Origin of the sequence: Ramlibacter sp. (assembly GCF_035627355.1) — a bacterium.
GTDB lineage: Bacteria > Pseudomonadota > Gammaproteobacteria > Burkholderiales > Burkholderiaceae_C > Ramlibacter.
Window position 1 is genome coordinate 12,814 of sequence record NZ_DASPLW010000073.1, and the last position, 22,033, is coordinate 34,846.

Consider the following 22,033-nt stretch of genomic DNA (forward strand, 5'->3'; position numbering starts at 1 on the left):
AGGTCAGCTCCCCTGCGTCAGCATCGGCAGCATGGTGCGGATGATGGTGATCACGGCCGGGCCCAGGATCACCAGGATCACGGCCGGGAAGATGCACAGCACGAGCGGAATCAGCATCTTGGTCGGGATCTTGGCCGCGCGTTCCTCGGCCAGTGCCTGGCGCTTGTGGCGCAGGTCGTCCGAGAACACGCGCAGGGAGTCCCCCACGCTGGTCCCGAACCGGTCGGCCTGCGTCAGCATGGTGGCGAACGTGCCAATCTCCTCCAGCCCCGTGCGAAGTGCCAGGTTGCGGAGCGACTTCTCGCGCGTGCCTCCTGCCCTCAGCTCCAGGTTGGTCAGGTGCAGTTCCTCTGACAGCGCCACGCTGCGGCGACCCATCTCGTCCGCGACCTTGGTGAGGCTAGCGTCGAGGCCAAGGCCAGCTTCCACGCAGACCAGCATCAGGTCCGCTGCGTCCGGGAAGGTCTCGAAGATCTCGCGCTGGCGCGAGCGGCGTGCGAGCCAGACCACGAAATTAGGAAGGTAGCAGCCGACCAGGGCCGCGATCAGCACGAACATCAGGAGCGTCATGCCCTGGGCGCCGGTCGACAGCCGCATGGCGGTGAAGACCAGGAAGGCCAGCAGCAACGGCAGCAGCGTCTTGGCTCCGAAGTAGATCAGTCGTGCGTCCGCCCGCCGGATGCCGGCGTTTAGGAACTTGATCCGCAGCGGCGAGGACTCCCAGTCGCCACCGGGGGTGGACAGCTTGGCCAGCGGGCCGACCAGCTTGACGATGGTTTCGGTCCATTCCGTACCGGTGGCGGCCTGCGGGTTTAGGGCCTTGAGGCGTTCTTCGGTCCGGTTCGGCGTGAAATGCAGCCACGCCGCCGCCAGCGCAAGGGTGACGGCCATGAAGACGAGGGCAATGAGGGTGATCACGATCGGCCTCCTTAGACCCGGATGCGCACGATCTTGCGCATGATCAGCGCGCCGATGGCCATCAGCACCAGCATGTACTGGATCATCGCGATGCCGATCGGGTCGGTCCACAGCAGGCTCATGAACTCCGGATTGACCAGGTTCATGACGCCCGCCAGCGCGAACGGCATCAAGCCCAGGATCCAGGCCGAGAGCCGCCCTTCCGCGGACAGCACGCGGATCTTGGCCATCAGCTTGGCGCGCTCGCGCAGCAGGCGGCTCAGGTTGGTCAGGATCTCGGTGAGGTTGCCGCCCGAATCACGCTGGATCAGCACTGCAACGACGAAGTAGCGCAGGTCGGTCAGAGGCACCCGTTCGCTCAGGTGGGTAAGTGCCTGCTGCAGTGACACGCCGAAGTTGATCTCGTCGTGCACCGTGCGGAACTCGCCGCCGATCGGCTCGGGCATCTCGGTGCCGGCCATGCTCAGTGCCGACGTGAACGCATGCCCCGCCCGCAGTGCTCGCGTGATCAGGTCCAGCACCTCCGGCAGTTGCCGCTCCATGTGCCGCAACCTCCGGGCCCGGCGCCAGCTGACGTAGGCCAGCGGCGCAGCGGCCCCGGCCAGGGCGGCCATCGCGGCCAGCAGGCGCGATTGGGGGGCGATCTCCGACATCCCCGCCCACCCGGCCATGGCCAGTACCAGCGATCCGAGCAGCAGGCCGGACACCGTCCATTTCAGGCCGGATTGCAGGAGATGGCGATCCAGTTGCTGCAACCGCGGAAGCCGCTGCAGGAACCGCTCCAGGCCCGGCGTCTCGCTCAGCAGGCGCTGCTTGAGGATCCGGGTCTGCTCGCTGCGGTCGGACGTCGCGGCCAGCGCCTGCAGGCGCCGCTTCAGGCGGGAGGCTTCCGGCCCCTTGTGCGCGCGCCACATGGAGACGGCGCCCTCCACCAGCAGCAGCACGCTCACGAACACCAGGACCGAGAAGATCAGGAAGTTGTTGCCTGCGATCTGTGAGATGTCCATGGCGGCCTCACTGGAAGGTGCGCTGTGGGTCGAACATCGAATCGGGCAGCTGCACGCCGAAGGCCCTGAGGCGGTCGGTGAACTTGGGCCGCACGCCCGTCGCCTGGAAGTGGCCCTGCACCGTTCCGTCGGGGCCCAGGCCGGTCTGCCGGAAGCCGAAGATCTCCTGCATGGTGATCACCTCGCCTTCCATGCCGGTGATCTCCTGGATGCTGGTGACCTTGCGGCGTCCGTCGATGAGGCGCAGCACCTGCACGATCACCGTGATGGCAGAGGCGATCTGCTGGCGCGCAGCGCGGTGAGGTAGGTTCATGTTGGCCATGCCGATCATGTTCTCCAGCCGGGCAATGGCATCGCGCGGGTTGTTGGCGTGGATGGTGGTGAGCGATCCCTCATGGCCGGTGTTCATCGCCTGCAGCATGTCGAACGCCTCGGCGCCGCGCACCTCGCCGATGATGATGCGGTCGGGACGCATGCGAAGGGCGTTGCGCACCAGGGCGCGCTGGGTGACTTCGCCCTTTCCCTCTATGTTCATCGGCCGCGTCTCGAGACGGACCACGTGCGGCTGCTGCATCTGCAGTTCGGCTGCGTCCTCGATGGTCACGACGCGCTCGACCTCGGGGATGTATCCCGAGAGGATATTCAGCAGGGTGGTCTTGCCGGCGCCGGTGCCACCGGAGATCAGGATGTTGACCTTGGAGCGGATCAGGCCCTGCAGCAGCAGGGCCATCTCCGGTGTCAGCGTCTTGAGCTGCTCGCCGATCAGGTTCTCCATGCGCAACGGGATGTGCGCGAAGCGCCGCACCGACATCATCGGCCCGTCGAGCGCGATCGGTGGGATCACCGCGTTGACGCGCGAGCCGTCCGGCAGGCGTGCGTCCACCATGGGGCTGGACTCGTCGATGCGCCGGCCGACCAGCGAGACGATCTTGTCGATGATGCGCAGCAGGTGCTTCTCGTCGGTGAAGGTGACGTTGGTCAGTTCCAGCCGCCCGCGTCGCTCGACGTAGATCTGGTGGTACGAGTTGACCAGGATGTCCGACACGGTCGGATCGGCCATCAGCAGTTCCAGCGGCCCGAAACCCAGCATTTCGTGCTGGATGTCGCGGATCAGCGTGCTTCGCTCGCTGTCATTGATCACGGCCTGGTCTTCCTGCAGGAGCTTTTCGACCATGACCGCGATTTCCTGGCGAAGCACGTCCGGCGGCAGCGTCTCCAGCGCCGTCAGGTCGAACTTCTCCAGCAACTTCAGGTGCATGCGGCCCTTGAGCAGCTTGTAGTTGTCGGCGGAGGCCTGGGCGGGGGGACGGAAGCCCGCCTCGGACCCCTGCAGGCCGGCGATGGACCCGCCGTTGAGGCGCGCGCGCAGCGACGCGCCGGGAATGCCGCTCGTCGTGATCGGCTGGATCGTGCTCATGTCATGCCCTCCTGAACAGGCGCCCGAGCAGGCTGCGGCTTTCCTCCTGGCGCGGGCTCAGGGCCAGTGCCAGCTCGGCCAGTTGCCGCGCAACCGGGTTGCCGCGTGCGGTCTTGCCGAGCGCGTCGCCATGGTTGATGGAATTGCTCACTTCCTTGAACGAATTCGGCACCGTGCGGAGCCGCACCCCACCCAGCGAGCGCTGCACCTGCTCGAGGCCGATGTCGCTGCCCTTCTCGTAGCGGTTCACCAGGATCTCGGTCTTCTCGGCCGGATAGCCGAGCGCACGGAATGCCTCGACCAGGCGGCGGGCGTGGCGCACGTCGGGCAGCGCCGTCTGCATGACGGGGAAGACGCGCCAGGCGCGGTCCAGCGCGCGGATCGCTATCGTGTCCATGGACCGGCCGATGTCGACGATCACGAAGTCGTAGTGAAGCACTGCCAGGTCGAGGATGGCATCCACGTGCTCGGGCTTGATCTCCATGGCCTGCGAGAGGTCCTCGGGCGCCGCCAGGACGCTGTAGTTCGGTGTGATCTTGACGGTGCTGGCGGCCAGCAGGGAGGCATCCAGCCGGCTGATGTCACGTGCCACGTCGGCCAGCGTCGAAGGTGGCGTTCCGTCGTGCACGAACGCGGCGGCATCGCCGAACTGCAGGTTGAGGTCGATCAGCAGGACCGAGCGGGTCTCCGCCAACTGCCAGCCGATGTTGGTGGCCAGGAAGGTAGCGCCGCTGCCGCCCTTGCACGGCAGGAAGGCCAGCATCTTGCCCTGCCTGGCGGCGCTGCCGCGGGTGATCTTGGCGGCGACGCGGTCGACTGCCGCTTCGAGCGCTTCCTGGGGCGCCGGCGACGGCAGCACCTCGCGCACGCCGGCTCTCATGGAACTGATCAGGAACTCGGGCGTGTGCGCGGAGCACATCAGCACTACGGCGATGCCCGGGTGGTGGTTGGTGACGTACTCCACATGCGCCAGTTCGTTGGTGTCGCAGCAGATGCCGTCCACCAGCATCATGTCGGGCTGCTCGCTTTCGGCGACCTGCTGCATGCGGGTCTTGCCACCCTCGAACAGCAGCGCGGCGTGGCCGCGCGCTTCCAGCAACGGCCCAATGCCCGCCAGGTGATGGGGGTTGGGCGAAATCACGGCAATCTTCATGGGATCCGCTCCTCTAACGGGTGCACTCTGCAGGGCTGACCGCGTCCTGGCGCATGGCTTCGCGGATCAGGAAGGTGGAGAAGGTCGGCATCGGGATGTTCGCCAGCGAGGCGATGCCCGCGATGGGAGAAATCCACCGGTAGCTCAGGTTGTTGATCCGGACGCGAACCGCCATGCAGGACGTCGAGTCGCAGGTGTTCATGTTCATGTCCGGATCGAACCAATCCACGGTGATGGACTGAACCTCGGGAAGCATCGCGCGCATCTTGGCCAGCACCTCGCCCGGGTTGGCTCTGCTGTCGCAAACAGCCGCGAAGCGAGCGCCGGCGCGCGTGGCCTCATTGGCGGCGTTCCAGGTGAAGAGCAGCCTGCTGAAGTCCACGATGCCCAGCATGAACGTGAGAAACAACATGAGCACGAACGCAAACTCGACGGCCGTGCTGCCTCGCTGATAGTCCTTCATACGTGGCTCCTCATGGTGGCGGTGATGTCCGAGAAGGCCGGCAGCGTGAAGGTGTGCCCGAATGCGGCAGGGAACATTGGCTGGAACGTGTAGCCGGAGACGCGGATGGTCACCGCGCTGATGGCTGGCGCCGTGCCCGACGTGCTCCAGACCGGGTCTGGCACGTGGCTCAGGGCGAGACCGGGCACGATCGGGGTGCCGCTGCCGCCGGGATCTCCGTACACCACGAGGTTCCGGGCGCGCAGCATCGCGGTGGTGTCGCCAGGGGTCTGTATGGAAAGGTACCGCGCGGCATCGCGCACCGATTTCACGATCGTGTTGTACTGGTGGAGCGCGCGGCCGAACTCCGTCGTGATGAACGTCAGCACCAGGAGCATCGGGAGAATGAGCGCGAACTCGACGATGGCGACGCCGCTTTGCCTCCTAGCGTATCTAGCCATGAGGAACTCCTATCGAACGAGTACGGGGACGCGCGGACCGGCGACGCCGCCTGGAAGGCCGCTAGTCGTACACGGGCTGCCCAAATCGGAGGCATTGCCGATGTACTCAAGCTGTACGTTGGCGGGAGGCAAGCTCATTGGTTGCAGCATCAGCATGCAGGCCCAGTCATCGATATGGCCGCCGGGATAATCAACGGAGATCGGAACCAGCGCGATGCGGCGGCTCTGGCCATACTGGAAGTGACCATCGAGGGCGCCTTCCCCCGGAACTGCCACTGAGTTGAAGCTGTTGATCGAAAGGCCGCTGATGGTGCGGCAGCCGTTAGGGCCGTTCATGTTGGTGCCCGTATCGGCGCAAGAAGCGAACTGTCGGCGCTTGGTTTCGAAATTTTCTGCAGTCGGATGGGCGCCCGCGGGGGTGACTCCGCGTAGCGCGTCACGTCCGCTGGGCCAGTTTGTCGACGTATAGATGTAGCCGGTGTAGTCGGGCTGCATGTACGGATCCTCTGGGCCGGCAGATCCGCGGTAGATCCCGAAGCGGGCGTTCCACGCTTCCGCAACTGAAGCTTCCACGCCGGGAGTCGCGAGTTCAGCGCCTGTAGCGATATCGCAGCGTCGACCTTCTACGTAGGCCCGGGTGTCTGCTGCCGAGCTGGATCCGTTGAAGTTGGCCCAACCGATGTAACCATTACCACCACAACCCGGGCATACCAACAACGTGATCCATTCGCCAGGCGTATATCCATAGTGCGGCGGCCCTGCGCCGTCAGCCTTGGGCCGCAGCGCCAACGGGAGCGGACATGTGCTCTGTGCGTGCATTCGTGTTGCTAGTGCGCTGGCGAAGACGTCGTGAGTCGGGGGAAACCGCGTGGTGTTTCCGTCGTAGAAGGCCCCCAGCGCATGCAGGAGCCACAGTCGCACGCTGGGCTCCGTGTGCTCGCAGCGGACATACGTTGCTTCCGCATCCGAAGTGGCCGGATTCAGCGAGTCTGTGAGGACCTGGACATCGTCACCTGTGAACGTGCCGACCCAGGCAGACGACTGCAGGTTGACGCGATTGAGATTGGCGGCGGTCTCTCCAGCCTCTCGGCTTCGAGCAATGGAACCGGCTAGCCCGTCAAGTTCCTGCGCTGCTGACAGTGCGCACGCGTCCATGGCCGTCTGCAGTTCCGTCTTGACGACAAACAACCTGCTGAGGTCCAGGGCGAAGCCCATGAATCCGAGCAGGAACAGCAGGAACAGGCAGACGGTGATGATCACTGCGCCTCTCTGGCGCCGCGGTGCTGGGCTGCGCATGGAAGTTCCTCCTGGAAGACGGGAAAGGGGCCCGGCAGGGCCGGGCCCGGGCGCCGATCAGGCGCAGGACGTGCCGTTGGTCAGGCAGGTGCCGACGCGGTTGATGAAGCCGCTGAAGTTGTTGCCGTTCAGGTTGCGCAGCGCGACCACCAGGGTGATGGACACCACGGCGATGATCAGCGCGTACTCGATCACCTGCGCGCCTTCCTCGTCACGGCCGAAAGCGCGGACTTGTTGCATGAGCTTGTTCATGGTTGGCTCCTTGAAGAAACGTTGAAAAAGAAGAAAAGAAACGGGTACTGCATTCGAGTGGGTGTTCATGGCTACTTCATCGGCACCCGCTCCTTTCTGCTGCCCCGGCGATCCGGCAGCTTCGATTCGCGTTCATCGCAGTCCTCCCCTTACCGGCCGCCGCCGTTCGAGCCGCCGACGGCGCCGCCGATGTTGATCACGTTCACGACCGGCGGCGGTTCCTTGAGCGTGTTGTTGTAGCGTTCGACCGCTTCCCTGGCGGCGGTACCGTCCACCGCGACCGGGCGGGTGTCGGTGCCGGCGGCGGGGTTGAGCGTGTGGCGCTGGCGCGCCTCGCGAACCGCGTCGCCGAAGCGTGCGTCCCAGTTCGGGGTGATCGAATTGTTGGCGCACCCACCCAGAAGGGCAGCGAGCAGCATGCAAGCGAGCTTGTTCATCACGTTCTCCTCGGTGGTCAGGGCAGCCAGAGCGCCAGCGGCCCCATCAGGGTCGGCTCGCCATCGGTCGGTTGCGCCGCTTGCGGCTCCGGCGCCGGATCCGGATTCCCGGCGACCTGGTCCGCCGGAACCACGGGTTCGGCTTCTGACGTGGGTGCCGGTGCCGGTGCCGGTGCAGGTGCAGGTGCAGGTGCAGGTGCAGGTGCAGGTGCCGGCGCGGAGGCAGGGACAGGGGCAGGGGCCGGTGCGACGGATCCCGATCCTTCGCCCACGCCCATCAGGTGAACATCGCTGCGGGAGGGCTGGATATGGTTGTCGGTCGGCAGCGTCACGGCTCCGCTGACCGGCTTGACCAGGCGCGGCGTGATCACGAACAGCAACTCGGTCTGGTCGTTCTGGAACTCGGTGGAGCGGAACAATGCGCCGACCACCGGCGTTTCGCCCAGGCCGGGGAACTTGCTCAGGGCCTCGGTGAAGTTGTTGCGGATCAGGCCGGCTACCGCGAAGCTCTGGCCATCGGCCAGCTGCACGGTGGTGTCCACCCGCCGGGTGGACAGCGAGGGCAGGATGGCGGTGACGCCGGCCACGGTCGTGAAGGGCGTGCCCGTCTGCGACAGCTCCGAGACCTCGGAGACCACCTTCAGGTTGATGCGGCCGTCCAGCACCGTCGGCGTGAACTTCAGGCCGACCCCGAATTCCTTCTCTTCGAGCGTGATGACGGTGCCGGCACCCTGGGCCGTCTGCGCCACCGGGATGAAGATCTTGCCGCCCGACAGGAAGCTGGCCTGCTGGCCGCTGATCGCCATGATGTTCGGTTCGGCCAGCACGCGGATGACACCATCCTGCCGTTGGGCATCGATGCCGAACTGGGTGGATCCGTTCGCCGAGTTGATGAGGTCGGCGCCGGGGAAGGTGCCGGGCACGCTGAACTCGCCGTTGCGGTCGGGCCTTGGGCGAATGGTCCCGGAGCCAAGCGTTTCGCCGCCGAACACGCCCGAGAAGACGGAGAACTTCGGCCCCGAGCGGATCACCCGCGAGAAGTCCAGGCCGAACCGGTCGAGCAGCGTCTTGCTGACCTCCGCGATCTTGACCTCCAGCATCACTTGCTGCGGTGCCGTCACCCGCATGAGGTTCACGACCTTCTTGCTGTCGGCATAGGACGACGCAAGCGTCACGATCTGCTGCAGCTTGATGGCGTCGCTGACGTCACCGGTCAGGACCAGCGAGTCTTCGGCGCCGCGCACGCGCACGCCGGTCTCTTCGGGCATCACGTCCTTGATGGTCGCCTGCAGGCTGGCCGGATCGATGGTCACCACCAGGTCCTTGACCAGGCAGCGCCCGTCGTTGGCTTGCAGCACGACGTTCATGGTGCCGGTCTGGCGGCCCAGGAAGAACAGCTCGGTCGGGCTGAGCAGGGTCACGTCGGTCTCTGCGACGCCCCCGTTGGCCTCCGGGCCCTGCGGCGCCGGCTGCGCGCCGGGTACCGCCGGCGGCGCGCCGGCGCCGGCCGGCCGACCTGCATGGCCGCCGGGCTGGCCGCCCACGATCAGGCGCGAGACCGGGAAGGGCAGCCGTACCACCTGCGACTTGCCCAGCGTGAGCATGGTCGGCGGGTCCACCACCACGCTGTTGCACGGCCGCAGCGCTCCCGATGACGTGGCGGTCGCCAGCGCACGGTCGCGGCTCGCCGCGGGCCGGGCGGGGCGGGCCTGGGACGCGGCGGGGGCAGGAGGCGGCGCGGCTTGCGCGAGCAGCACGGGGGATGCCGGCCGGGCGGGTGGCCCCGAGACCGACAGCGAAGTGGCCGGGATGATCTTCAGGTCGACGGGACTCGCCGTGGCAGGCGTGGTCGCGGCGGGAGGCGGGCCCGACTGGCGATCCTGCGCCCGGCTCGTCACCGGCAGGACCGCGGCGGCGGCGAGCGCGGCGGCCATGAGGGCCGACGGGGTGGGGTGCATCGTGATTTCTCCCTGTGCGTTGTTCTTGGTTTGTTGTCGTTAGCCGGAGGTCGCGCGCCGCGCGCGTTCAGAAGCAGTGCATGGCGCTGGAGGCGTTGCTGATCACTTCCACGCACTCGCGCGGTGCCGGGGCCGGCTTGGGTGCAACCCGCATCACGGTGCGAACCGGTGCGGCCGGCTTCGGCTCGGGCCGGGCGGCCACTTCCTTGAGGCCCAGCAGCTGGGCACGCGTGATCCCCGTGCTGGCGGCCATGGTCTTGTCCAACTGGTTGCGCAGCACAAGCGACAGGCTGCCGACGCTGCGTGCGAGATCCAGCTTCTCGGCGTCCTCGGGCGTCAGCTCCAGCGTCACGGCGCTGACCACCTTGGGCTTGGTGTCGTCGCGGTTGGCTTCCTGGGCGACGGCCAGCACGAGCACGTGCTCCAGCACCGTCATGCTGATCTGGCTGGCGCCGCTGCCGCCGCGCTCCTGCTGCGTGTTGACCATCACGTCGACGTAGTTGCCAGGAAGGGCGAAGCCGGCCACGCCGATCACGTCGTTCACGCGCACGGTCATGGCGCGCTTGCCCTCGGCGATCACCGCCGACAGGCCGCCCAGGGTGCCGGCCGGCGCCAGCTTGCGTTCCAGGATCGCCTCGCCGCGCTGCACGCCGACCTTGAGCACGCGGTCCTGGAGCTCCTTGATGTCGCTGAAGGCGCCATCGGGGACCGAGCCGGTGGGCCAGTCCGCCGTCGTGACCATCTGCGGGTTGAGCTTGCTCCCCAGCTCGATGTCGATGGCAGCCACCACCACCTTGCTCGATGCGATGTTGCCGCGTTGCGCCACCCAGCTCGCCGCATACACCGCGGCCGCCAGGCCGGTGATCACGGCCAGGATCAGGAGGCCCAGGGCCTTGATGTTCTTCATCTCGGTTCTCCAGGAAAAAAAGCGTGTGGCATCAGGCGAATCCCAGCTGGCGCGCGACCAGCCACGAGATGGTTCCGACGGCGATGCTCAGGGCGTAGGGCAGCTTGCCGACGGAAGCGCGCCCGGCGAGGGCGGGCGTGGGGCGCAGGCCCGCCATGGCGGCGAAGGCCATGGACTGCACGATGGCCGTGACGTTGGACGTCATCCGGCGAAACACGCGCTGCGACAGCGCATAGCCGATGGCGGCGACGCCGCCGACGATGAAGCTCCACAGCACGGCGTGCAGCACGCCCGGCACGCCGACCACGGCGCCCACCGCGGCCATCAGCTTCACGTCGCCGGCGCCCATCACGCGCAGCAGCCACAGCGGCAGCAGCAGGGCGAGTCCGGTCACCAGGCCGCCGGCGCTGAAGGCCAGGCCGGCGGCGATCGAGGTGTCGTGCGTGGCGTTGTAGAGCAGGCCCCAGGCCATGCCACCGACGGTGAGCCAGTTGGGAATGCGTAGGGTCCGCCAGTCGATGACGGCGGCGACCAGGAGCAGGCCGATCAGGGGGCCGGTGCCGGGGTCGGCCACCAGCATCCACAGCAGCTCCATCAGTGCGTCCAGTTCGGTCATCGTGCGTCGGCCTTGCGAAAGTCGGGTTCGTCGATGGAGGCAAATCTAGGAACCGCGGCAACGCGACACATCACGTGTTCGTCCCGATTTGGGCAGGACAAGCGTCTGGCGGGACTGGTACCTGGGGGCTGCGAACGGCCCGCGCACGGACGCGCTGGGACGCGCTTGCGTTCCGGCCGGGAGCGGATCAGTCGACGGGAACCAGGCGCGGGCGGTGCAGGCGGATGGCGACGCCGACCTGCCGCATGCCCGGCTCTATGCGCACCACTTCGCCGACGGCGTCGAACTTCAGGCCCGCCTGCGGGACGGCGAACTCGAAGGACAGCCAGTCGTCCACCGACTCGCCGCGCGGCACGAAGAGGAACAGCCCGTGCTCGCTGATGTCGCGCGTCAGGGCCGTGGCACCGCCTGCCAGCTTGATGGGCAGGCGGAGGGGCTCACGCGGGCTGGCGCGGCGTTCGGGAAACATGGAGGCCATTGTGGTTGTCGCCCCCGCGGCCTGCATGGTGCAAACGGCCGAATCCCTGTGCTTGCTTGTCATGGGTCGGGGCATGACAAGAGCTCTTCCTTGAGTAGGTGCCGGCCGACCCAACCGTGTCATGAGCATTCGCAATGTCTGAAAGCGTTTGCAAGTTGGACCACGCCAGCGGCCGGGATTCGTAGGATCGCTCCCACGAACAACAACCGCTCGGTCCGACGATGAACGCAATCCGCTCCGATTCGATCAAGGTCTTCGTGGTGGCGCCGGCCATGCTCTGCTGGGGGCTCGAGAGGTTGGTGCAGTCGGCCCATCCCCGTTTCGAATTGACCGGAACTTCGGCGACGCTGGCGCAGGCACAGCAGGCGCTGGAAGGCCAGCCGGCCGACGTGCTGCTGCTGGACATGGATGGCGGCTACGAGGTGGACATGCTGGCCGAGTTGCACCTGCCGCAGCAGCTGCGCCTGGTGCTGCTCACGTCGTCGCAGGACCAGACGATGCTCGACCGGTCCGTGGTGGCCGGCGCGCGCGGCATCGTGCGCAAGAGCGATCCGCCGGCGGCCCTGCTCAAGGCCGTGGAGAAGGTGCACGAAGGTGAACTCTGGATCGACCGCAGCGCCGCCGGCCGCATCTTCATGGAGATGGCCCGCCAGAACGCCGCCCGCGCCAACGACCCCGAGCGCCTGAAGATCGCGTCGCTCACCGCGCGCGAACGCCAGACCATCGTCGCCATCGCCAGCGACGCCGCCGCGCCCGGCAAGGTGATCGCCAGCCGGCTGTGCATCAGCGAGCACACGCTGCGCAACCACCTCAGCTCCATCTACGGCAAGCTGGGCCTGCAGAACCGGCTCGACCTGTACGCCTACGCGACGCGGCACAGCCTGCACAAGGCGATCTGAGGACGCGACTGTCGGTAGCGTTCGCGACCTTGCCAGGCGACGTCCTTCTTCTCGCTCCTTCAGGAATTCCTGGATCCCCGCCTGCGCGGGGATGACCATCAAGGGGCACTCCGCCCTCGGCGCCGCGCGCGCCATTTCCTTGCACCACGCTCGGGCAAGGCACGGCTGTGCCATCCCTCCTATAGTCGCCTGCGCATCCACCGCAAACGACAAGGAGACCGACCCATGCTGCGAGACGACCTGAAGAGCGACTTCGATGCCCTGCTGCCGCCCGCCCTCGCCGGCGAGGCGGGCCCCAGCCGGCGGACGGCGCTCAAGGTGCTGGGCGCCGGCTATGCCGCGGCGGCCGGCGCAGCCATGGCGCAGACGGCGATCCGGACGCCCTCCGACGGCCTGACCGTGGGCGAGATCAGCTACGAGGTCGATGGCTTCAAGGTCCCGGCCTACCGCGCCGCGCCGGCAGGCAAGACCGGCCTGCCGGTGGTGCTGGTGATCCACGAGATCTTCGGCGTGCACGAGTACATCGCCGACACGGCGCGGCGCTTCGCCCGGGCCGGCTACCTGGCGATCGCGCCCGAGCTCTACGCACGCCAGGGCGACCCGGGCAGCTACGGCGAGATCGCCAAGCTGATGTCGGAAGTGGTCTCCAAGGTGCCCGATGCCCAGGTGATGGCCGACCTGGACGGCGCGCTGAAGTGGGCGGCGGCCCATGGCGGCGATGCGGGCAAGGCGGGCATCACGGGCTTCTGCTGGGGCGGGCGCATCACCTGGCTGTATGCGGCGCACGCGCCGATCAAGGCCGGCGTGGCCTGGTACGGGCGGCTGGTGGGCCATGCCAGCGAAGCTACGCCGCGGCACCCGGTGGACCTCGCCGCCGGCCTGAAGGCACCGGTGCTGGGCCTTTACGGGGCTGCCGACACGGGCATTCCGCTTGACACGGTTGATAAGATGAAAGCCGCCCTCGCGAACGGCTCGCCCGCGGCGAAGGCCTCGCAGTTCGTGGTGTATCCCGACGCGCCGCATGCCTTCCATGCGGACTATCGGGCCAGCTACCGCGCGCAACCGGCGCAGGACGGCTGGAAGCGGGCGCTGGACTGGTTCAAGGCGCACGGCGTGGCCTGACAGCGGCCACGACGGCAGGAGAAAGCCGCCTGCGGGCGGCTTTCGTGTGTGTGGGATGGAGGAATTCGCCGGAGTGCAAGCCTGCTCTCCGGCGCTCGGCAGATGACCCTTTTCGCGATTCTTGCGGCCACGCTGGCGGCCGGCATCGGCAGCGTGTGGCTGGCCGCGGCCCTGATGGGCCTGGGGCTGCTGCCCCGCGTGGCGCGCGAGGGGCCCGGCGCCGGCGCGCAGCACCTGCTCAGCCTGGCCGCCGGGGCACTGCTCGCCACGGCCTTCATGCATCTGCTGCCCGAGGCCTTCGAGAGCGGGGCCGAAGCCCAGGCGCTGTTCGGGACGCTGCTGGTGAGCGTGGTGTTCTTCTTCCTGCTGGACAAGGCCGAGCTGTGGCACCACGGGCACGAGCATGGCGAGCCGGGCGTCGAGGCGGCCGCTGCGCCCGGGCACGTCCACGATCACGCCCATTCGCACGCGCACGGCCACGATCACTCGCATGGCCACGACCACGCGCACGACCGGCCCCGCTCGGGGGGCTGGGCCGTGCTCACGGGCGACAGCGTGCATTGCTTCGGCGACGGCGTGCTGGTCGCCTCGGCCTTCGTCGCCGACCTGCGGCTGGGCCTGGTCGCAGCGCTGGCGGTGCTGGCGCACGAGGTGCCGCACCACATCGGCGACCTGGCCGTGCTGCGCGCCACCAGCGGCAGCCGCCGTGCGGCGCTCGTGAAGGTGTCGCTGGCCGGCGCCGTCACGCCGCTGGGCGGCCTCGTCGGTTGGTGGGTGGTCGGAAGGCTGGACCACCTGCTGCCCTACCTGCTGGTGGTGGCCAGCAGCAGCTTCGTCTATGTCGCACTGGCCGACCTGATCCCCCAGCTGCAGAAGCGCCTGGGCGCGCGCGAGACCATCGCCCAGGTGCTGTGGCTGGGGCTGGGCATCGGCCTGGTCACGCTGGTGAGCATCGCGGCGCACGCGCACTGAAGCTTGTCATTTCCGTTCCCCGCCATCGCGGGGAGATGACGGGTGGTTCCCACCTCCGCCTGTACTCCGGGCGCGGATTGCCAACGGCCGGGCAGTCCTACAGATGCCCCGCGCTTGTCCGACAGGTCCCTCTCCGGCTGCGTCATAAGGTGCCCTGAGCGGCGCGGCAATGCGCCACATCCGCAGGACGCAAAGGAGAACCATCCATGGCATCACGTGACGACGACCGCGATCGGCAGCGGGAGCAGCAGGGCCGCTGGTCGCAGGACCAGGGGCGCGGCGCACAGGGCTCCCAGGGCGCATCGCAGTCGCAACAGCAGGGCGGCTGGGAATCCCAGCGCGGCTACGGCGATCCGGGCTCGCGGCAGTCGGGCGGCTACGGCGGCTATGGCGGCGAGCACCACGCCGAAGGCCGTGGCAGTTCCCAGCAACAGCAGGACTGGAGCCGCCGCAGTGAATTCGGCTCGGGCGGCGGCGAGTTCGGCAGCCAGGGCCGCTGGGAGCAGGGCTCGTCGCCGCAGCAGGGCAGCTATGGCGGCAACTGGGGCCAGGCGCAGCAAGGCGGCTGGCAGGGCCAGCGCGGCCAGGAGTCGCAGTGGAGCGGACACCAGGGCAGCCAGTTCGGCCAGCCGGAACGCAGCGAGCGCTGGAGCGAGCAGGGCCACTACGGGCATGCGCAGTACCAGGGCGGGCCCTCGCAGGGCCAGGCGTATGGCGGCATGGGCACCTCGTATGGCCAGGGTGGCGGCGCCAGCAGCTACGGCCAGGGCGGCTATGGCAGCCAGGGCGGCAGTTGGGGGGGCCAACAGGGCCACTGGGGTGGCGGCATGCAGGGCCAGGGCAGCCACTACCCGCAGGAGCAGGGCTACGGCCAGCAGGGCCTGTACGGCCAGGCGCAGGGCGGCTACGGCGGCCAAGGGCAGGGCCAGGGGAGCTACGGCCAGGGCTACGGATCGTCCCGGCAGGGCTATGGCCAGCAGGAGCCTGGCTACGGGCAGCCGCATGCGGGCCAGTACCAGCAAGGCTACGGGCAGCCGTCCTATGGCCAGCAAGGCTACGGGCAGCAGGGGTACGGGCAACAGGGGTACGGCCAGCAGGGCTACGGCCAGCAAGGCTACGGCCAGCAGCAAGGCTATGGCTACGGCCAGGGCAGCAGCCAGCAGCACCACGATCCCGACTACCACCAGTGGCGCGAAGAGCAGATCCGCAACCTGGACAACGACTACCAGACGTGGCGGCAGGACCGCTATCGCCGCTTCTCCGACGAGTTCAACAGCTGGCGCGCCAGCCGCAGCGGCGGCCAGGGCCAGAACACGATGGAGCGCGGTGGCAGCACCGGCGGCAACTTCGGACCCACGGGCGGTGCCACCGGCTCGCACCAGGGCAGCGGCGCCAGCGGCGCGGGTTCCTCGGGCGGCGGTGCCATGTCCGACCTGCGCGGCTCCAGCGGCATGGGGTCCGCCGGCAGCAGCATGAGCGGCTCGTCCGGGACGCAGGCCTCCAGCGGCGGCGAAGCCAAGCCGGGCGGCGGCAGCTCGTCCACCGGTTCGGGCTCGTCGTCCGTCAAGAAGTAGACGACGCGCTTTGCTTCGATACGGCGCCCGGCGCGGCGCCGATGCTTTCCTCTCTTTCTTCCCAAGGCCACCAGGAGTACGGCAATGACCTCTTTTCTGAAACTGTCCACCATCGCGGCCGCCGCGGCATTCGCCATGGGCGGTGCGCTTGCGCAATCGACGGCCCCCGCCACCTCGTCCGGCAGCGGATCCTCGGCGCGTACGGCCCCGGCCGCGCAGCCCGGCGCCGGCACCCGCAATGCCGAGAGCAAGAAGGACGACAAGCTCGCGCGCGGCGACCGCAAGTTCATGCAGGAAGCCGCCGAGAGCGGCATGTACGAACTGCAGGCCGCCAAGCTGGCCAGCACCAAGGCGAGCGATCCCGAAGTCAAGAAGTACGCCGAGATGCTGGTGGAGCAGCACACCAAGTCGAGCGAGGAGCTGGCCCAGCTCGCCCAGGCCAAGGGCGTGGAATTGCCGGCCACGGCGCCGCGGTCCAAGCGCAAGGACGTGGAAGACCTGGGCAAGAAGCAGGGCGCCGAATTCGACAAGGAATTCATGAAGGAAGTCGGCATCCAGGCGCACGAGAAGGACATCAAGAAGTTCCAGGAAGCCAGCAAGGACGTGAAGGATCCCGAACTGAAGGCCTGGGCAACCAAGACGCTGCCGGTGCTGCAGGAGCACCTGGCGCAGGCCAAGCAGTTGCCGCAGTCCGGCGGCGAGATGATGGGCAAGGGCGCGGGCAGCGACACCACGAAGATGGGTGCAGGCAGCGGCAGCAAGTCGTCGGGCTCGAGCTACGGCAGCCCGTCCAAGTAGCCCGCCACTGATGCCGGGGGTCGGGAAAGGCCCTGTCCCCGGCGTCCTACGTGCCGGTGCGACTGCGCCGACACGCCGGTGAGCCGCCCGGCCCAACAATGGCCGCATGCGGATCCCCGCCCGTACCTCGGTGCTGTCGTGCCTGTTGGCCACGATGCTGGCCGGCTGCGGCGGCGGCATCAGCATCGCCTTCTTCGACGACGACGGCTTCTTCCGCGATGACTTTCGCGGCGACGGCCTGCACCTGCCGCACGGTGACAGCGAGCTGCGCGCCAGCGTGGTGGCACTGGCGTTGTTCGACAGCCTGGCGGGCATCGAGCGGCTGATGGCTGCGGCAGGCGCCCACGCGCAACTGGCCGGCGCGGCCGGCACCAGCGCCGAGCGCGCGTGCGCCAGCGGCAGCATCGTGACGCGCAAGACGGCCGCCACCACCTTCGTGCTGGAAGCCCGCCAGTGCCAGCTGGTGGCCGGCGATCCGCTGCTGTACGACGGCAGCTGGCTCTTCGTGGTGCAGTCGAACGTCGGTCATGCGGCCGACGGGAGCTGTCCGGCGGCGACGAGCTGCGTGCTCACCGCCACGCTGGACAGCGCGTCGGCTCGCTTCGGCTACGGCAGGGCGGCCATGCGTGCCACCGGCAGCAACTGGCGGCAGGAGACGAGCACGGCGGGCGTGCTGCAGGTGCAGGCGCAGGCCTCGGGCGCCTCGACCTTCATCGATGGCGTGGAGTTCCGCCCCACCGGGACTCTGGCGTCGCTGTCGGCCCAGGAATTCAGCCTCTCCGGCGACAGCACGCGTCGCACGTTGACCACCACCGCGCCGGTGCACGCGACGATCAGCACCGATGCCGCGGGGCTGGTCTCCGCGGTGGACGAGAACGGTGACGGGCAGGCCGACCGCAGCCTGTCGCTGGACTGGGACCGGATCGTCGATTGAAGCCGTGAAGCGCGCGGGCTCAGCGCGTGGAGTAGCCCGTCACGCGCCAGCGCCCATCGCGGTCGAGCACCGTGGTCACGACTTCCTGGATCTCGCGCTGCTCGAACCTGCTCAGGAAGATCACGCTCACGTACTCGCCCGGCGGGAGCCCTTCGATGCGCTCCTTGTAGGCCACCGTGGCCGGCGCGCGCTCCTGCAGTGCGCCCAGGTCGGCCCGCACCTTGGGGATGCCGTCCATCCACCGGGCCAGCGGCACCGACTTGCGGAAGGCGGTGGCGGAGGTCTCCCAGGCCGTGCCCCAGTCGCGACGGTCCAGCAGGGTGAGCCAACCGGCGGCGGCGACGCGGCCGGCGTTCTCCTTCTCCTCGATGGCCGAGGACTTGGAGGCAGGCTCGGCGGCTTTTGGCGCAGACTCGGCGGCCTGCGGTGCCGGCTGCGCAGGCGCGGCGGGCGCGGGTGCGCGTCCGGGCGAGACGCCCAGGCCTTGGGATGAGCCGGGTGCCTTGAGTTGCGCGGCGGCCGGTGCGGCCAGGGCCAGGCCCAGCAGGGCGGTGGCCAGCGCAGTGGGAATGCAGGTCATGCGTGGACGGGTCGGAATGGCTTCGATCCGGCCAGTCTATCCGCAGCGCCCGGCTCGGCTGGCCGCCGTCAGCTGGCCTTCCCGAACCCGCCGCCGCCGGGCGTGTGGATCTCGAACACGTCGCCCGGTTCCATGGCGGCCGAGCCGATGTGCCCCAGGTCCTCCACCCGGCCGTCCTGCCGCACGACCCGGTTGATGCCCACCTGCCCGGGCTCGCCGCCGGCCATGCCGAAGGCCGGCACCTTGCGCCCGTTGGACAGGATGCTGGCGGTCATGGGCTCGAGGAAGCGCACGCGCCGGATGCCGCCGTCGCCGCCGCGCCAGCGGCCCGCGCCGCCGGAGCCGTGGCGGATGGCGTAGCTCTCCAGCCGCACCGGGAAGCGGAATTCCAGCACCTCGGGGTCGGTCATGCGCGAGTTGGTCATGTGCGTCTGCACGACGCTGGTGCCGTCGAAGCCGCCGACGAGCCGGCCCTCGGCGTCGTACACGCCGCCCGCGCCCGAGCCGCCGGAGATCGTCTCGTAGTACTGGTGGCGGGCGTTGCCGAAAGTGAAGTTGCTCATCGTGCAGGGGCCCGACGCCATCAGCCCCAGCGCGCCGAACAGTGCATTGGTGATGCAGGTCGAGGTCTCGACGTTGCCGGCCACCACCGAGGCCGGCGGGTCCGGGTTGAGCATGGAGCCGGCCGGGATGATCACCTTCAGCGGCTTGAGGCAGCCGGCGTTCAGCGGGATGTCGTCGTCCACCAGCGTGCGGAACACGTACAGCACCGCCGCCATGCACACCGCCGTGGGCGCGTTGAAGTTGTTGACCTGCTGGGGCGAGGTGCCGGTGAAGTCGATCTCGGCGCTGCGCTCGGCCGCGTTCACGCGGATCGCGACCCGGATCTCGGCGCCGTTGTCCAGCGGAAGCGTGAACTGCCCGTCCTTCAGCCGCGTGATCACCCGCCGCACCGACTCCTCGGCGTTGTCCTGCACGTGGCGCATGTAGGCCTGCACCACGTCCAGGCCGAACTGCCCGACCATGCGGCGCAGTTCCTGCACGCCCTTCTCGTTGGCGGCGATCTGCGCCTTCAGGTCGGCCAGGTTCTGCTCGGGGTTGCGGCTCGGGTATTCGCCGCTGCGCAGCAGCTCCAGGATCTCGCGCTCGCGCAGCACGCCGCGGTCGACCAGCTTGACGTTGTCGATCTGCACGCCTTCCTCCTCGATGCGGGTCGAGAAGGGCGGCATGGAACCCGGCGTGGTGCCGCCGATGTCGGCGTGGTGGCCGCGCGAGCCGACGTAGAAGAGGGGACGGAAACCGGGGTCAGATTCCAATTTCCGGGGCGTGCCGGGTGAACCCGGTCTTGCTACCTCCCCCTCTGGGGGAGGGTTGGGGTGGGGGCGCTCCTCCGCCTCCAGATACACCGGCGTGATCACCGTCACGTCCGGCAAATGCGTGCCACCGTGGTAGGGGTCGTTCAGCACGTACACGTCGCCGGGCGCCATGGTGCCGCGGTTCTTGCGGATCACGGTCTTGATGCTCTCGCCCATGCTGCCCAGGTGCACCGGCATGTGCGGGGCGTTGGCGATCAGGTTGCCCTCGGCATCGAACAGCGCGCAGGAGAAGTCCAGCCGCTCCTTGATGTTCACCGAGTAGGCGGTGTTCTGCAGCTGCAGGCCCATCTGCTCGGCGATGTTCATGAACAGGTTGTTGAACACCTCCAGCAGCACCGGGTCCACGTGGGTGCCGGCGGCGAAGCGGCTCTCGCGCGGCACGATGCGCTCCAGCAGGATGTGGTCCAGCTCGGTGATGCGCGCCTCCCAGTCGGGTTCCACCACGGTGGTGGCGTTCTTCTCGGCGATGATGGCCGGGCCGGGGATGGCGTCGCCCGCGCGCAGGTCCTCGCGCACCACCAGGGCGGCGTCCAGCCACTGCGCGCCGGAGTACATGCGCACCGTCTCGCGCCGCGGCACCTCGCGCCGGGGCTGCAGTTCGTGGCGCCGTTCGGCCGGCGCGTCGCCGGCCACCACGGCCTCCACCGACACCGCCTCGACCACCAGCGCCTTGCCCTGCATCAGGAAGGAGAAGCGCTGCCGGTAGGCGGCCTCGAACGCGGCGACGATGGCCGGCAGGTCCCCGTGCGGCACCACCAGGGCCGAATCGGTGCCCTGGTAGCGCACGTGCACCCGGCGGGCGATGCGCACGGCACCGGCGCCCACGCCCTGCTTCTCCAGCTCGCTGCGGGCCGCCTCGGCCAGCGCGTCCAGCGTCGCGTCGACCTCGGGCAGCGAGGGCGCGTCCAGCGGCAGTTCCACCGCCTGCTCGCGGATCGCGTTCTGGTCCGCCAGCCCCATGCCGTAGGCCGACAGCACGCCGGCCAATGGGTGCACCAGCACGCGCGACATGCCCAGCGCATCGGCCACCAGGCAGGCATGCTGACCGCCGGCGCCGCCGAAGCACTGCAGGGTGTAGCGCGTCACGTCGTAGCCCCGTGCCACCGAGATCTTCTTGATCGCGTTGGCCATCTGCTGCACGGCGATGGCGATGAAGCCCTCGGCCACGTCCTCGGCGCTGCGGCCGGTGTCGGCGGCGATGCGCGCGAACTGCGCCGCCGCGGCTTCGTGGCTGAGCGGCTCGTCGGCGCCCGGGCCGAACACCCGCGGGAAGTAGCGCGGCTGGATCTTGCCGACCATCACGTTGGCGTCGGTCACGGCCAGCGGGCCGCCGCGGCGGTAGCAGGCCGGCCCCGGGTTGGCGCCGGCGCTCTGCGGGCCGACGCGGAAGCGGGCGCCATCGAACTCCAGGATGGAGCCGCCGCCGGCCGCCACCGTGTGGATGCTCATCATGGGCGCGCGCATGCGCACGCCGGCGACCTGGGTCTCGAACTCGCGCTCGAACTCGCCGGCGAAGTGCGACACGTCGGTGGAGGTGCCGCCCATGTCGAAGCCGATCACCTTGGGCTGGCCGGCGAGCTGGGCCGTCCGCGCCATGCCGACGATGCCGCCGGCCGGCCCGGACAGGATGGCGTCCTTGCCCTGGAAGGCGTGGGCGTCGGTCAGGCCGCCGGAGGACTGCATGAAGAACAGCTTGACGCCGGGCATCTCGGCGGCGACGTGCTCGACGTAGCGGCGCAGGATGGGCGAGAGGTAGGCATCGACCACGGTGGTGTCGCCGCGGCTGACGAACTTCATCATCGGGCTGGTCTCGTGCGAGGTGCTCACCTGGGTGAAGCCGGCCTCGCGCGCCAGCCGCGCGGCGGCGGCCTCGTGCGCCGTGAAGCGCCAGCCGTGCAGGAACACGATGGCGGCGCTGCGCAGGCCGGCGGCGTGGGCGGCCGCCAGCTGCTCGCGCAGGTGCGCCTCGTCCAGCGCCTCCAGCAGCTCGCCCTGGGCGCCGACCCGCTCGTGCGCCTCGATCACCCGGCTGTACAGCAGCTCGGGCAGCACGATGTGGCGGTCGAACAGGCGGGGGCGGTTCTGGTAGGCGATGCGCAGGGCGTCGCGGAAGCCCCGCGTGGTGACCAGCAGCGTCGGCTCGCCCTTGCGTTCCAGCAGTGCGTTGGTGGCCACGGTGGTGCCCATCTTCACGCTCTCGACCAGCTCGGGGCCGATCGCTTCGCCGTGTTCCAGGCCCAGCAGGTGCCGGATGCCGGCCACCGCCGCGTCACGGTACTGCTCGGGGTTGTCCGACAGCAGCTTGTGGGTGAGCAGCGAGCCGTCGGGGCGGCGCGCCACGATGTCGGTGAAGGTGCCGCCGCGGTCGATCCAGAACTGCCAGCGGGCGGGGCGGGGGGAAGGGTTCGAATTCATGGGAGCCTGGGGGTGTTGTTG

At 68.8% G+C, this 22,033-nt stretch carries 21 protein-coding genes; 6 read left to right on the forward strand and 15 right to left on the reverse strand.

Annotated elements, in window-relative coordinates:
- Window positions 1–3: 3 nt before the first annotated feature.
- The 13 genes from VEC03_RS17875 to VEC03_RS17935 form a co-directional block, all read right to left on the reverse strand.
- Window positions 4–918 (reverse strand): type II secretion system F family protein, encoded by a 915-nt coding sequence (locus VEC03_RS17875; protein ID WP_324918321.1) that lies wholly within the window; start codon window positions 916–918, stop codon window positions 4–6.
- 11 nt (window positions 919–929) lie between these two features.
- Window positions 930–1,925: a type II secretion system F family protein gene (locus VEC03_RS17880; protein ID WP_324918324.1), complete on the reverse strand. Its 996-nt coding sequence runs from the start codon at window positions 1,923–1,925 to the stop codon at window positions 930–932.
- A gap of 7 nt (window positions 1,926–1,932) precedes the next feature.
- Window positions 1,933–3,342, reverse strand: a complete 1,410-nt coding sequence (locus tag VEC03_RS17885) for a CpaF family protein (protein WP_324918327.1) — start codon at window positions 3,340–3,342, stop codon at window positions 1,933–1,935.
- 1 nt (window position 3,343) lies between these two features.
- On the reverse strand, window positions 3,344–4,495 hold the full coding sequence (locus VEC03_RS17890) for an AAA family ATPase (protein ID WP_324918329.1): 1,152 nt from the start codon (window positions 4,493–4,495) through the stop codon (window positions 3,344–3,346).
- A 13-nt stretch (window positions 4,496–4,508) separates the two neighbouring features.
- Window positions 4,509–4,958, reverse strand: a complete 450-nt coding sequence (locus tag VEC03_RS17895; RefSeq protein ID WP_324918332.1) for a TadE family protein — start codon at window positions 4,956–4,958, stop codon at window positions 4,509–4,511.
- Window positions 4,955–5,398 carry a TadE family protein gene (locus VEC03_RS17900; protein ID WP_324918334.1) on the reverse strand — a complete coding sequence of 148 codons (444 nt, stop codon included), beginning with the start codon at window positions 5,396–5,398 and terminating at the stop codon, window positions 4,955–4,957. The genes VEC03_RS17895 and VEC03_RS17900 overlap by 4 nt, the downstream gene beginning before the upstream one ends.
- A gap of 9 nt (window positions 5,399–5,407) precedes the next feature.
- Window positions 5,408–6,658, reverse strand: a complete 1,251-nt coding sequence (locus VEC03_RS17905) for a Tad domain-containing protein (protein ID WP_324918337.1) — start codon at window positions 6,656–6,658, stop codon at window positions 5,408–5,410.
- Between the two features lie 93 nt (window positions 6,659–6,751).
- The gene (locus VEC03_RS17910) at window positions 6,752–6,946 is read right to left on the reverse strand and encodes a Flp family type IVb pilin (RefSeq protein ID WP_324918340.1); all 195 of its coding nucleotides are present in this window, start codon (window positions 6,944–6,946) and stop codon (window positions 6,752–6,754) included.
- A 149-nt stretch (window positions 6,947–7,095) separates the two neighbouring features.
- The gene (locus VEC03_RS17915) at window positions 7,096–7,383 is read right to left on the reverse strand and encodes a hypothetical protein (protein WP_324918343.1); all 288 of its coding nucleotides are present in this window, start codon (window positions 7,381–7,383) and stop codon (window positions 7,096–7,098) included.
- Window positions 7,384–7,400: 17 nt separating this feature from the next.
- Window positions 7,401–9,341, reverse strand: a complete 1,941-nt coding sequence (locus VEC03_RS17920) for a type II and III secretion system protein family protein (RefSeq protein WP_324918346.1) — start codon at window positions 9,339–9,341, stop codon at window positions 7,401–7,403.
- Window positions 9,342–9,408: 67 nt separating this feature from the next.
- Window positions 9,409–10,248, reverse strand: a complete 840-nt coding sequence (gene cpaB, locus VEC03_RS17925; protein WP_324918348.1) for a Flp pilus assembly protein CpaB — start codon at window positions 10,246–10,248, stop codon at window positions 9,409–9,411.
- Window positions 10,249–10,279: 31 nt separating this feature from the next.
- Entirely contained in the window at window positions 10,280–10,864 is a 585-nt protein-coding gene (locus VEC03_RS17930) for an A24 family peptidase (RefSeq protein WP_324918351.1), read from the reverse strand.
- A gap of 187 nt (window positions 10,865–11,051) precedes the next feature.
- Window positions 11,052–11,333, reverse strand: a complete 282-nt coding sequence (locus tag VEC03_RS17935) for a PilZ domain-containing protein (protein ID WP_324918354.1) — start codon at window positions 11,331–11,333, stop codon at window positions 11,052–11,054.
- Window positions 11,334–11,563: 230 nt separating this feature from the next.
- Here VEC03_RS17935 and VEC03_RS17940 point away from each other — a divergent pair, with 230 nt between their 5' ends.
- The 6 genes from VEC03_RS17940 (at window position 11,564) to VEC03_RS17965 (ending at window position 17,641) form a co-directional block, all read left to right on the forward strand.
- On the forward strand, window positions 11,564–12,241 hold the full coding sequence (locus VEC03_RS17940) for a response regulator transcription factor (RefSeq protein ID WP_324918357.1): 678 nt from the start codon (window positions 11,564–11,566) through the stop codon (window positions 12,239–12,241).
- Between the two features lie 225 nt (window positions 12,242–12,466).
- On the forward strand, window positions 12,467–13,363 hold the full coding sequence (locus VEC03_RS17945) for a dienelactone hydrolase family protein (RefSeq protein ID WP_324918360.1): 897 nt from the start codon (window positions 12,467–12,469) through the stop codon (window positions 13,361–13,363).
- A gap of 102 nt (window positions 13,364–13,465) precedes the next feature.
- A complete protein-coding gene (locus tag VEC03_RS17950) occupies window positions 13,466–14,335 on the forward strand; it encodes a ZIP family metal transporter (RefSeq protein WP_324918362.1) in 870 nt (289 codons plus the stop codon).
- 206 nt (window positions 14,336–14,541) lie between these two features.
- On the forward strand, window positions 14,542–15,909 hold the full coding sequence (locus VEC03_RS17955; protein WP_324918365.1) for a hypothetical protein: 1,368 nt from the start codon (window positions 14,542–14,544) through the stop codon (window positions 15,907–15,909).
- Between the two features lie 84 nt (window positions 15,910–15,993).
- Complete coding sequence (locus VEC03_RS17960; RefSeq protein ID WP_324918368.1) at window positions 15,994–16,707, forward strand: DUF4142 domain-containing protein; 714 nt, start codon at window positions 15,994–15,996, stop codon at window positions 16,705–16,707.
- 106 nt (window positions 16,708–16,813) lie between these two features.
- A complete protein-coding gene (locus tag VEC03_RS17965) occupies window positions 16,814–17,641 on the forward strand; it encodes a hypothetical protein (protein ID WP_324918371.1) in 828 nt (275 codons plus the stop codon).
- A 19-nt stretch (window positions 17,642–17,660) separates the two neighbouring features.
- Here the strand turns inward: VEC03_RS17965 and VEC03_RS17970 are convergent, their stop codons facing one another.
- Entirely contained in the window at window positions 17,661–18,221 is a 561-nt protein-coding gene (locus VEC03_RS17970; RefSeq protein ID WP_324918374.1) for a DUF4019 domain-containing protein, read from the reverse strand.
- Between the two features lie 68 nt (window positions 18,222–18,289).
- A complete protein-coding gene (locus VEC03_RS17975; RefSeq protein WP_324918376.1) occupies window positions 18,290–22,012 on the reverse strand; it encodes a hydantoinase B/oxoprolinase family protein in 3,723 nt (1,240 codons plus the stop codon).
- Between the last annotated feature and the right edge of the window lie 21 nt (window positions 22,013–22,033).

Excerpts from the sequence above, each read along its gene's own strand:
- VEC03_RS17880 (WP_324918324.1), bottom strand. The coding sequence starts at position 1,925 with ATGGACATCTCACAGATCGCAGGCAACAACTTCCTGATCTTCTCGGTC.
- VEC03_RS17885 (WP_324918327.1), bottom strand. The coding sequence starts at position 3,342 with ATGAGCACGATCCAGCCGATCACGACGAGCGGCATTCCCGGCGCGTCG.
- VEC03_RS17890 (WP_324918329.1), bottom strand. The coding sequence starts at position 4,495 with ATGAAGATTGCCGTGATTTCGCCCAACCCCCATCACCTGGCGGGCATT.
- VEC03_RS17895 (WP_324918332.1), bottom strand. The coding sequence starts at position 4,958 with ATGAAGGACTATCAGCGAGGCAGCACGGCCGTCGAGTTTGCGTTCGTG.
- VEC03_RS17900 (WP_324918334.1), bottom strand. The coding sequence starts at position 5,398 with ATGGCTAGATACGCTAGGAGGCAAAGCGGCGTCGCCATCGTCGAGTTC.
- VEC03_RS17910 (WP_324918340.1), bottom strand. The coding sequence starts at position 6,946 with ATGAACAAGCTCATGCAACAAGTCCGCGCTTTCGGCCGTGACGAGGAA.
- VEC03_RS17915 (WP_324918343.1), bottom strand. The coding sequence starts at position 7,383 with ATGAACAAGCTCGCTTGCATGCTGCTCGCTGCCCTTCTGGGTGGGTGC.
- VEC03_RS17920 (WP_324918346.1), bottom strand. The coding sequence starts at position 9,341 with ATGCACCCCACCCCGTCGGCCCTCATGGCCGCCGCGCTCGCCGCCGCC.
- cpaB (WP_324918348.1), bottom strand. The coding sequence starts at position 10,248 with ATGAAGAACATCAAGGCCCTGGGCCTCCTGATCCTGGCCGTGATCACC.
- VEC03_RS17930 (WP_324918351.1), bottom strand. The coding sequence starts at position 10,864 with ATGACCGAACTGGACGCACTGATGGAGCTGCTGTGGATGCTGGTGGCC.
- VEC03_RS17935 (WP_324918354.1), bottom strand. The coding sequence starts at position 11,333 with ATGTTTCCCGAACGCCGCGCCAGCCCGCGTGAGCCCCTCCGCCTGCCC.
- VEC03_RS17940 (WP_324918357.1), top strand. The coding sequence starts at position 11,564 with ATGAACGCAATCCGCTCCGATTCGATCAAGGTCTTCGTGGTGGCGCCG.
- VEC03_RS17945 (WP_324918360.1), top strand. The coding sequence starts at position 12,467 with ATGCTGCGAGACGACCTGAAGAGCGACTTCGATGCCCTGCTGCCGCCC.
- VEC03_RS17950 (WP_324918362.1), top strand. The coding sequence starts at position 13,466 with ATGACCCTTTTCGCGATTCTTGCGGCCACGCTGGCGGCCGGCATCGGC.
- VEC03_RS17955 (WP_324918365.1), top strand. The coding sequence starts at position 14,542 with ATGGCATCACGTGACGACGACCGCGATCGGCAGCGGGAGCAGCAGGGC.
- VEC03_RS17960 (WP_324918368.1), top strand. The coding sequence starts at position 15,994 with ATGACCTCTTTTCTGAAACTGTCCACCATCGCGGCCGCCGCGGCATTC.
- VEC03_RS17965 (WP_324918371.1), top strand. The coding sequence starts at position 16,814 with ATGCGGATCCCCGCCCGTACCTCGGTGCTGTCGTGCCTGTTGGCCACG.
- VEC03_RS17970 (WP_324918374.1), bottom strand. The coding sequence starts at position 18,221 with ATGACCTGCATTCCCACTGCGCTGGCCACCGCCCTGCTGGGCCTGGCC.
- VEC03_RS17975 (WP_324918376.1), bottom strand. The coding sequence starts at position 22,012 with ATGAATTCGAACCCTTCCCCCCGCCCCGCCCGCTGGCAGTTCTGGATC.